General features: G+C 30.2%; 8 protein-coding genes and 2 tRNA genes. 9 read left to right on the top strand and 1 reads right to left on the bottom strand.

Going from position 1 to position 8,684, the window contains the following annotated elements; translation table 11 throughout:
* The first annotated feature begins 1 nt into the window (after position 1).
* The 9 genes from citD (at position 2) to KJ971_06135 (ending at position 8,144) form a co-directional block, all read left to right on the top strand.
* Positions 2–250, top strand: a complete 249-nt coding sequence (citD, locus tag KJ971_06095) for a citrate lyase acyl carrier protein (GenBank protein MBU1145408.1) — start codon at positions 2–4, stop codon at positions 248–250.
* Positions 251–255: 5 nt separating this feature from the next.
* Positions 256–1,131, top strand: a complete 876-nt coding sequence (locus KJ971_06100) for a CoA ester lyase (protein MBU1145409.1) — start codon at positions 256–258, stop codon at positions 1,129–1,131.
* The gene (gene citF, locus KJ971_06105) at positions 1,121–2,632 is read left to right on the top strand and encodes a citrate lyase subunit alpha (GenBank protein MBU1145410.1); all 1,512 of its coding nucleotides are present in this window, start codon (positions 1,121–1,123) and stop codon (positions 2,630–2,632) included. Before KJ971_06100 ends, citF begins: the two co-directional genes overlap by 11 nt.
* 5 nt (positions 2,633–2,637) lie before the next feature.
* Positions 2,638–3,651, top strand: a complete 1,014-nt coding sequence (locus tag KJ971_06110) for a GNAT family N-acetyltransferase (protein ID MBU1145411.1) — start codon at positions 2,638–2,640, stop codon at positions 3,649–3,651.
* Positions 3,632–4,888 (top strand): triphosphoribosyl-dephospho-CoA synthase, encoded by a 1,257-nt coding sequence (locus KJ971_06115; GenBank protein ID MBU1145412.1) that lies wholly within the window; start codon positions 3,632–3,634, stop codon positions 4,886–4,888. The genes KJ971_06110 and KJ971_06115 overlap by 20 nt, the downstream gene beginning before the upstream one ends.
* A gap of 459 nt (positions 4,889–5,347) precedes the next feature.
* Positions 5,348–5,423, top strand: a tRNA-Val gene (locus KJ971_06120).
* A gap of 1 nt (position 5,424) precedes the next feature.
* A tRNA-Thr gene (locus tag KJ971_06125) sits at positions 5,425–5,501 on the top strand.
* 76 nt (positions 5,502–5,577) lie between these two features.
* Entirely contained in the window at positions 5,578–6,999 is a 1,422-nt protein-coding gene (locus KJ971_06130; GenBank protein ID MBU1145413.1) for an MATE family efflux transporter, read from the top strand.
* Between the two features lie 20 nt (positions 7,000–7,019).
* Positions 7,020–8,144: an alkaline phosphatase family protein gene (locus KJ971_06135; protein ID MBU1145414.1), complete on the top strand. Its 1,125-nt coding sequence runs from the start codon at positions 7,020–7,022 to the stop codon at positions 8,142–8,144.
* A gap of 29 nt (positions 8,145–8,173) precedes the next feature.
* On the opposite strand, the gene mgsA is transcribed toward KJ971_06135, so the two are convergent.
* The gene (mgsA, locus tag KJ971_06140) at positions 8,174–8,536 is read right to left on the bottom strand and encodes a methylglyoxal synthase (protein MBU1145415.1); all 363 of its coding nucleotides are present in this window, start codon (positions 8,534–8,536) and stop codon (positions 8,174–8,176) included.
* Positions 8,537–8,684: the final 148 nt, after the last annotated feature.

Here is an 8,684-nt window from a genome sequence, read left to right on the forward strand (position 1 = left end):
CATGAAAATAGGTATTGCAGGAACGTTAGAGTCAAGCGATGTCATGATCACCGTTAAAACAAGTCAAGAATTAAAAGTAACAATACATAGTGCTGTTGATGATTTTTTTCATGATCAAATTGAAAAAGTCATTTTTGATACTTTAAAAGAATTAAACATCAATAAAATTGATGTTCTTTGTGAAGACAAAGGTGCTTTGGATTATACGATTAAATCAAGACTTATAACTGCAATAAAAAGAATGGAGTGACTTAAATGTTAAGAAGTTTACTTTTTATTCCTGGAAACAACCCAAATATGATTCAAAATGCAGATGTGTTTGGCGCAGATGGAATCATATTTGATTTAGAAGATTCTGTAAACGTTGTTGAAAAAGATAATGCTAGAGTGTTGATAAAAAATTACCTTGCTTTACCAAGTTTGTTTAGTGGTTTGATTGTCATCAGAATAAATGGAGAAAATTCTCCCTATTTTGAAGATGACTTAGAAAGCATGGTTTGTGATCAAATTGATACAATCATGTTACCAAAAGCTAGGATTGATTCAATTATAAAATTAGACAAAATATTATCAAGTATAGAAAAAAAGAAAAATCTTAAAAAAGTAATTGGAATCATTCCAATTATTGAAGAGGCTTCATCGGTACTTGAAGTGGATACGATAGCTTCGCTTAATAGAGTGAATGGATTGCTTTTAGGAGCAGAAGACTTATGTAGTGATTTAGAAATTCCAAGAACCAAAGAAGGAAGAGAAATAGAATATGCAAGATCAAAGGTAATTATGGCCTGCAAAGCATATAAAATAGATTCGATTGACACTCCTTTTACTGATGTAATTGATGACGAAGGATTTATGAGAGATGCAAAAAATGCTTGCCTTCTTGGAATGACTTCAAAGGCAGCTATTCACCCAAGACATATCGAAGGAATCAATTCTGTTTTTTCTCCAAGTGAAGAATCAATTTTATGGTCAATGAAAATTCTAGAGGGTGAAAAAAAAGCGAAAGAAAAGGGATTAGGCGTTTTTAGCTTGGATGGGAAAATGATTGATAAACCAATAATTGAAAGAGCGAGTAAAATAATTGAGAAAGCCTCAAAATACAATTTAATGAGGAAATATAATGAAAAATAGTCTTGGAAGATGGATTCCAGATGATGCGAAACCTTTTATATCAAGTCATAACTATTTAACAGAAAAAAGAAAATTCATTGAAGAAAAGAAGCAGGGTGAAAAAACACTGTTTTTTTCCTCTTACAAAGATGCGTTTCATCATTTCAAGTTAAAATCTGAAATGACTTTTTCTTTTCATCATCATTTGCGTAACGGAGATTATGTTCTGAATCAAGTGTGCAAAACAGTAGAAGAAGAAGGGCTAACAAATTTGCATTTTGCACCAAGTTCAATTTTTCCAAGTTATATTGGGTTGATTGACTTGATAAAAAACGAACAAATAACTAATATTCATACCAATTATCTTAATGGGCCTGTTTCTTCAATCATAAAAGATGGATTTCTAAAAGGGAAATTAATTATGAATACGCACGGAGGAAGAGCTAGATCAATCGAAAGCGGAGAATTACCAATTGATGTTGCGTTTTTAGCTTGTCCAACTGTTGATAAGTTAGGAAATGGCAGTGGATCACAAGGAAAAAGCGCTTGTGGGACTTTGGGATATGCAATAAGCGATTTAAAATATGCTAAAACAGTATTATTAGTCACAGATAATGTGATAGAGCATTTAGATGAATTTCAATTTGATCATAAGTATGTCGATGGAATTATTGTGGTGGATTCTATAGGGGACCCATCTGGAATTGTTTCCGGAACAACTAAAATCACCAGAGACCCCATTGGGTTAAAAATAGCAAAAGATACTTCCATTTTACTGAATGAATTAGGAGTACTTCAAAATGGTTTTTCAATGCAAACCGGAGCAGGAGGAACATCTCTTGCTGTAGTTGATTATATAAAAAATATAATGATTAAAAAATCAATTAAAGGATCTTTTGCTTCAGGAGGAATTACCGGCCATTATGTAGATATGATGAAACACAATTTGTTTAGTCGGCTTTATGATGTTCAATGTTTTGATTTAGAAGCAATCAAATCATTTAAAGAAAATTCGAATCACATCGCTATTTCTGCTTCAAAATATGGTAATCCTTTTGAAGAAAGTCCTATCGTAAATGATTTAAGCTTTGTAATACTAGGAGCTACTGAAATTGATTTAGATTTTAATGTAAATGTTACAACGGATTCCTTGGGAAATATTATAGGTGGAAGCGGAGGTCATTCTGACACGTCAAATGGAGCGAATATAACGATTATTACGTCTGCGCTTACTAAATCTAGAGTTCCGATAATAAAAGAGCGTGTGACCACAATTTCTACGCCTGGAGAAGATGTAGATATACTAGTGACCGAAAGAGGAATTGCAATCAACCCTAAAAGACAAGATTTAATAAGTAAATTAATTCATTCATCACTAAAAATAGTAACGATTGAAAAATTAATGGAAATTACGTATAAAATTACTGGAATTCCGAAAGCAATCGAGAAAAGTGATTCTATTATCGGACTAGTTGAATACAGAGATGGAAGCATTATTGATTGTCTATATAAATCGAGGTGAATAGTATGTTGATTAAACAAGCTTTATTAGAAGATGAAATATATAAAATCATTCTATTTTTAGAAGAAAACAATTTAAAATACGATGAAGATATAGTTGAAACCTATTATATTGAAGAATTCGATAAAATAATTGGTTCTATTTCTAGAAGCAAAGACATCATAAAAGCTCTCGCAGTTGATATAGACTATCGAGGAGAAAATATTGCAAACATTCTTGTAAGTGAAGTCATGAATTCTATGAGATATAATAATGTTTATCATTTTCAAGTGTATACTAAAACAGAATATGAAGTTGTATTTACAAGCATGGGATTTAATACTTTGGCTAAAACCGAAAAAGTATGTATTTTAGAATCGGGTAATCCTTCAATAGAAATAGAAATACAAAAAATGAAATTGCAAATTGAAAAGAGATTTCATATCGATGTGTTGGAACACTCGATAGGGGCTATTGTTGTAAATTGTAATCCTATCACTTTGGGTCACTATCATTTAATAGAAGAAGCCTCAAAAAAACATGAATATTTTATAGTTTTAGTAGTTGAAGAAGATCAATCAATTTTTTCCTTTAAAGAAAGATTTTCATTAATTTATCTTGCATTGACTTCTTTTGAAAATATTATTATTCTACCATCAACACAATATATTGTATCGGCGTTAACCTTTCCAAGTTATTTTTTAAAATCACTTGATGAAGTTGAAAAAGAACATGCAAAATTAGATGCAATTATATTTAAAAATTATTTTATGAAATCATTAAATATAAGAAAGAGATATATTGGAAGCGAAACAACTTCTGTAATGGTAATGTACAATTCGATTCTAAAAGAAATTTTAAAAGACAAAATAAATATTCAAGAAAGATTTAAATTCAAGAAAGAAATTATTAGTGCATCTTTAGTTAGAAAATTAATATTTGAAAATAAAATAAACGAGGCTATGACTTTTGTCCCCGAACAAATAAAAAGCGTATTTGAAAAAATGGCAAAGGAAAAATATGAACAATCAGTTCGATGAAATTTTACTTGCTCGTGAAGCAAGAAATAATAATATTAAAAATCATCTAATTGATTCGAATGTTGTTGTCTCAATAAAAGCAAATATTCCAGGAGAAAACAAACAAATTTCAATTGCTTATTTTTTAGTTCACTTATTTTCAAAAGCGATTCATTTTTCAAATGTAGTATTTCAAAATAAATTTGACGGTCTTGATGGACCGTATTTTTTATATGTATTGAGTAACGCGACAGGAAAAGAAATAAAAGAAAATATGATTGCCATTGAAGACACGCATGAATTGGGAAGGTTCATTGATATAGATGTATATCAATATAACAAAATTTTCAAAAGAGAAAGTTTTAGAAATTGTTTTTTATGTGAACAAAATCCAGTAATTTGTAGGAGGTTAAAAAAACATTCAAAAAATGATATTTTTAATAAGATTCAAGATGAAGTGAAAAGATATATTTACGTCAAGATAGAAAATTTAATTGATTATAGTTTATTGTCAGAATTAGAACTTTCTCCAAAATTTGGATTAGTCACTCCTACCTCTAATGGTTCACATACTGACATGGAATATTCATTATTGCGAAACTCAATTAAAATTGTTAAACCGTTCTTATTAGAAATGTTTCTGGTTGGGAGTCGAAATTTGCCTTTAGACCAAACATTCAAAATTATTAGAGAAATTGGAAAAATAGCAGAAGGCAAAATGTACAAATTCACTCAAGGAATTAATACGTACAAAGGAATAATCTTTAATTTAGGTCTAATTATAACAGCCTGCGGATACGGCCTTTTTGGCCATTATCCATATATTGCTATATTTGATATTGTTAAGATTATGGCAAAAGATTTAACAGACGAAATTGAAGTGATTTCCGGAGAACGCAACATGATTGACCACCCAAATTTTGAGTTCACTGGAGCGAGAGGAGAAGCTGAAAGAGGATATTTGACTATTCAAGAGGTGTTGCCTATGTTGATTGATGACTTAAGAGAAACAAGAATTCTTGCGTTAATTAGAATCATTCAACTTTCCGAAGATTCCATTTGTTTGAAGAGATGTAAAACGTTTGAAAACTATTTAACGGTAAAGCGAATGTTTGAAGGTATAAGAAATTTTGATGAAGATTTATTTATTAATATAACCTCGAAATGTATTGAAAAAAATGTTAGTTTTGGGGGAAGTGCCGATTTATTAGTAGCTAGTATATTTTTGACCAAAATTAAAGACCTATTTGATTATTGATTTCTATTATTTTTTGGCTTCCAATTTAATGTGATAAACGCTAAATATGGCCATTGTCCGTAGTGATATTTTGAATATTGTTTGATCAATATTTTAATTTTATTATAGATGGTTTTCATTTAATTTTATTCATTTTTATTTTTTAACAACTTTTTGTCGCTTATATTTATTTTTTTGATTTTTTATATAATATTCAATCCTTGCTCTTTTATTTGTTACTATTCATTTTGTATATTTTATTATTTTTTCCTTTTATATTTTTTAATTTTTTTATAGATTTGATAATAGTTTAGTTTAAGTAATTATTTTATTTATTTTAGAATTTTTTTCTTGACTTTATATTTAATGAATAGTAAAATTGTAATGCAAGATGGAAATCAAAAAAATTAGATTCAATTCTTACGTGATCTACATTTGCATTAATTAATTACTATGTTCATTTTTGAAATTCACTTTTTTGGAGGTTTAGCTCAGCTGGGAGAGCATCTGCCTTACAAGCAGAGGGTCGGCGGTTCGATCCCGTCAACCTCCACCATGCCGAAATAGCTCAATCTGGTAGAGCAACTGACTTGTAATCAGTAGGTTGCGGGTTCAATTCCTGCTTTCGGCACCATTTTACTAACTTAAATTAGTTGCATAAAAAAGAATAACGCACTGTGATGTGCGTTTTTCTTTTATTACTAAAGGAGATGGTTTTTTTGAAACCTGATTATGAAAAAAAAACCAAAATGATTTTAAATGATAACCCCATGTGGAAAGGAATTATTGCTTTAAGCATTCCTGTCTTTTTGGTTAATATTCTAAAAACACTACATGATGTTGTCGATGGAATTTTTTTAGGACAGGTACCAGATGTTGATGGAGTATCTATTTCTACATCTATGCAAAGCGCAGTAGCTTTAACCTGGCCAATCTTTTTTATTTTTATTTCATTTGGAATTGGATTAAGTGTTGCAGGCAACGCTTTAATAGGCCAATACGTAGGAAATAATGACAAATTTAATGCTGCAAAATATGCTTCAAACACGATTATATTATCAGTATTTTTAGGTGTTGTATTTACTACAGTTTTATTTATTTTTACTCCAAATATTTTATCTTTAATGGGTGCTACCGGGTTAGAACTAGACTACGCAATAACATATCTAAGAATTAGAAGTTTTGAACTTCCTTTTCTATTTTTATCATTTGGGTTTCAAGCCGTCCGTCAATCAACTGGTGATACAGTTACCCCTGTTAGTATTAGTGCAATAAGTATTTGCATTAATATTATTTTAACTCCAATATTAATTTTCGGATTTAATATGGGTATTAGAGGCGCAGCGATTTCCACTTTAATTGCTAATATTCTTATGACTCCATTCATTTTATATTATTTTATAAAACCTAAAAACGGAATTAAAGTCATTCTTAAAAAAGAAATATTCAGCATGAAAATAATCAAAGATATTTTTAGAATTGCCATTCCAGCCTCTACTGGACAAGCAATTCAAGCTTTGGGTTTTGTTATATTAAATTCAATGATATATTCGTTTGGAAAGGAAGTTTCTGCGGCCTTTTATATAGGGAATAGAATTAACTCTTTGATAATGTTTCCTGTTTCTGCAATAAGTTCAATTGTAGCTATATATATTGCCCAAAATGTCGGAGCCGGAAATATTCCTAGAGCTAAGCAGGCATTTAAAACAGGAATGTTCTTAGGAGTTACTTTAATGGGAATTGGAGCATTATTTATTGTTCCATTTCGATTTATGTTAGTAGGATTGTTTAATCATGATCCAGCTACAGTTGCGTTAGCAGCGGAATATACTTTGTATCTACATATCGGATTACCGTTAATGGGTATTTTTCAGACATATTTAGCTACTTTCCAAGGAAGCGGAGATACAAAAAAAGCCTTTGTTATGGCCGTTATTAGACTATGGATTTTTAGATTACCATTAGTTTTACTATCAATGAAATATACTCAGTTAGGGCCAGCAGGAATTTGGTATTCAATACTAGTAAGTAATGTTATTATGGTTTTCGTTGGAATGTTTCTTTATTCAAAAATGGAATTTCGACCTAAAATTAGAGAAATGAATCCTGAAAAGCAAGAAGTTTTGGTATAATACAGTAAGGTGGTGGTGAATTGAAACCAATCCAATTTCCAAATTATTCAAATTCTATTATGAATGTCACGATCTCAATTTTAAAACAGTATGGAATACAATCGATATATCCTTCAATTGCTGTTCTAGATAAAGAGTTAGAAAAAAATTATAAGAATATAGTATATATTTTGATAGATGCTTTGGGGGATTCCATTTTAAAGAGACATAGTGACGTTGCTCAAAGCTTGATAAAGGATCAAATCTCAACAATTACATCTGTTTTCCCTCCAACAACCGTTGCTGCGACCACTTCTGTATTAACTGGGTTGCAGCCAATAGAAACTGGTTGGTTAGGATGGTGTCAATATGTGAAAGAAGAAAATAAAAATGTTATATTTTTTACTAACAAAGATTATTACGATGATAAAACAGTTTTTAACTATAATGTTAGCGAAAAAAATGTTCCGGTTCAAAAAATATATGAATTGATTGAACAGGCAAACTTAGATGTTTCTACACGAGAAATTTTCCCTGCATTTCGAGATGCAAATCATGATTCTTTTTTAAAACAATGCAAAACCATTATTGAGACTTGCCAAGAAAAAGGCAAACATTTTATTTATACCTATTGGGATAAGTTAGATACCTATATGCACGAGTTTGGGCCAGGATCTGTTGAAGCTCATAAAATGCTTGATTCCATTAACAAAGGATACGAATATTTAAAAGATAAAATTGATGAAGATACAATGATTATTTTAATCGCCGATCATGGACAAATTGATGTTTTACCAATAGAATTTCGAAAATATACCGATTTGTGGAACACTTTTGTTCACGAACCTTCAGTGGAGTCTAGAGCTACAGCTTTTTTTATTAAGGAAAATAAAAAAGATGAATTCGAAAGATTATTTAATAACTATTTTCGAGAATATTTTGTTTTATATAAAACAGAAGAAGTTATAAAGATGAATCTATTTGGTGTAGGAAAAGAACATCCAAAATTTCGAGAATTTTTAGGAGATTATTTTGCGATAGCAACTGATAATTATTATTTTAAGATGGATAAAAGCAATTTTAGAATGAAAGGACAACATTCTGGGCTTTTAAGCGAAGAAATGATTGTTCCATTAATAATGTTTTCTAAGAAAAAAGAAGCCTAATGAGGGAGACCCTCATTAGGCTTCTTTTATTAATTTAATGCATGAATGATTAATTCACCAGTAGAGATATTTGTCGCTAAAGGGATTTTATAAACATCACTAAGACGTAATAGAGCAGACACATCAGGTTCGTGAGGTTGAGCTGTTAGAGGATCTCTAAAAAAGAATATTAAATCAATCTTTCCGTTTGCGATTCTGGCCCCGATCTCTTGATCGCCCCCTAAAGGGCCGCTTCTAAAGCATTTTATGTTTAAACCAGTAGCTTCAATAATTCTTTTTCCAGTAGTACCAGTAGCGTATAAATCGTGTTTTTCTAATACATCTTTATATTTTGCAGCGAATTCTAACATTTCTTGTTTCATTTTATCATGAGCTATCAAAGCAATTTTCATATAGAGATCTCCTCGTATAATATGTAGTGTAGTTTTAGGTTTTACCTATCTACATATTAATTATTTATAAGTTTGAAGTCCTAGTGTTATAATTAAGTCAAGATGTAACCAGAAGAATCTGCTTCATCTCCTTGCACTTCTAGGTGCC

The sequence above is a fragment of the Bacillota bacterium genome, from assembly GCA_018818595.1.
In the GTDB taxonomy this organism is placed as follows: domain Bacteria; phylum Bacillota_I; class Bacilli_A; order Izemoplasmatales; family Hujiaoplasmataceae; genus JAHIRM01.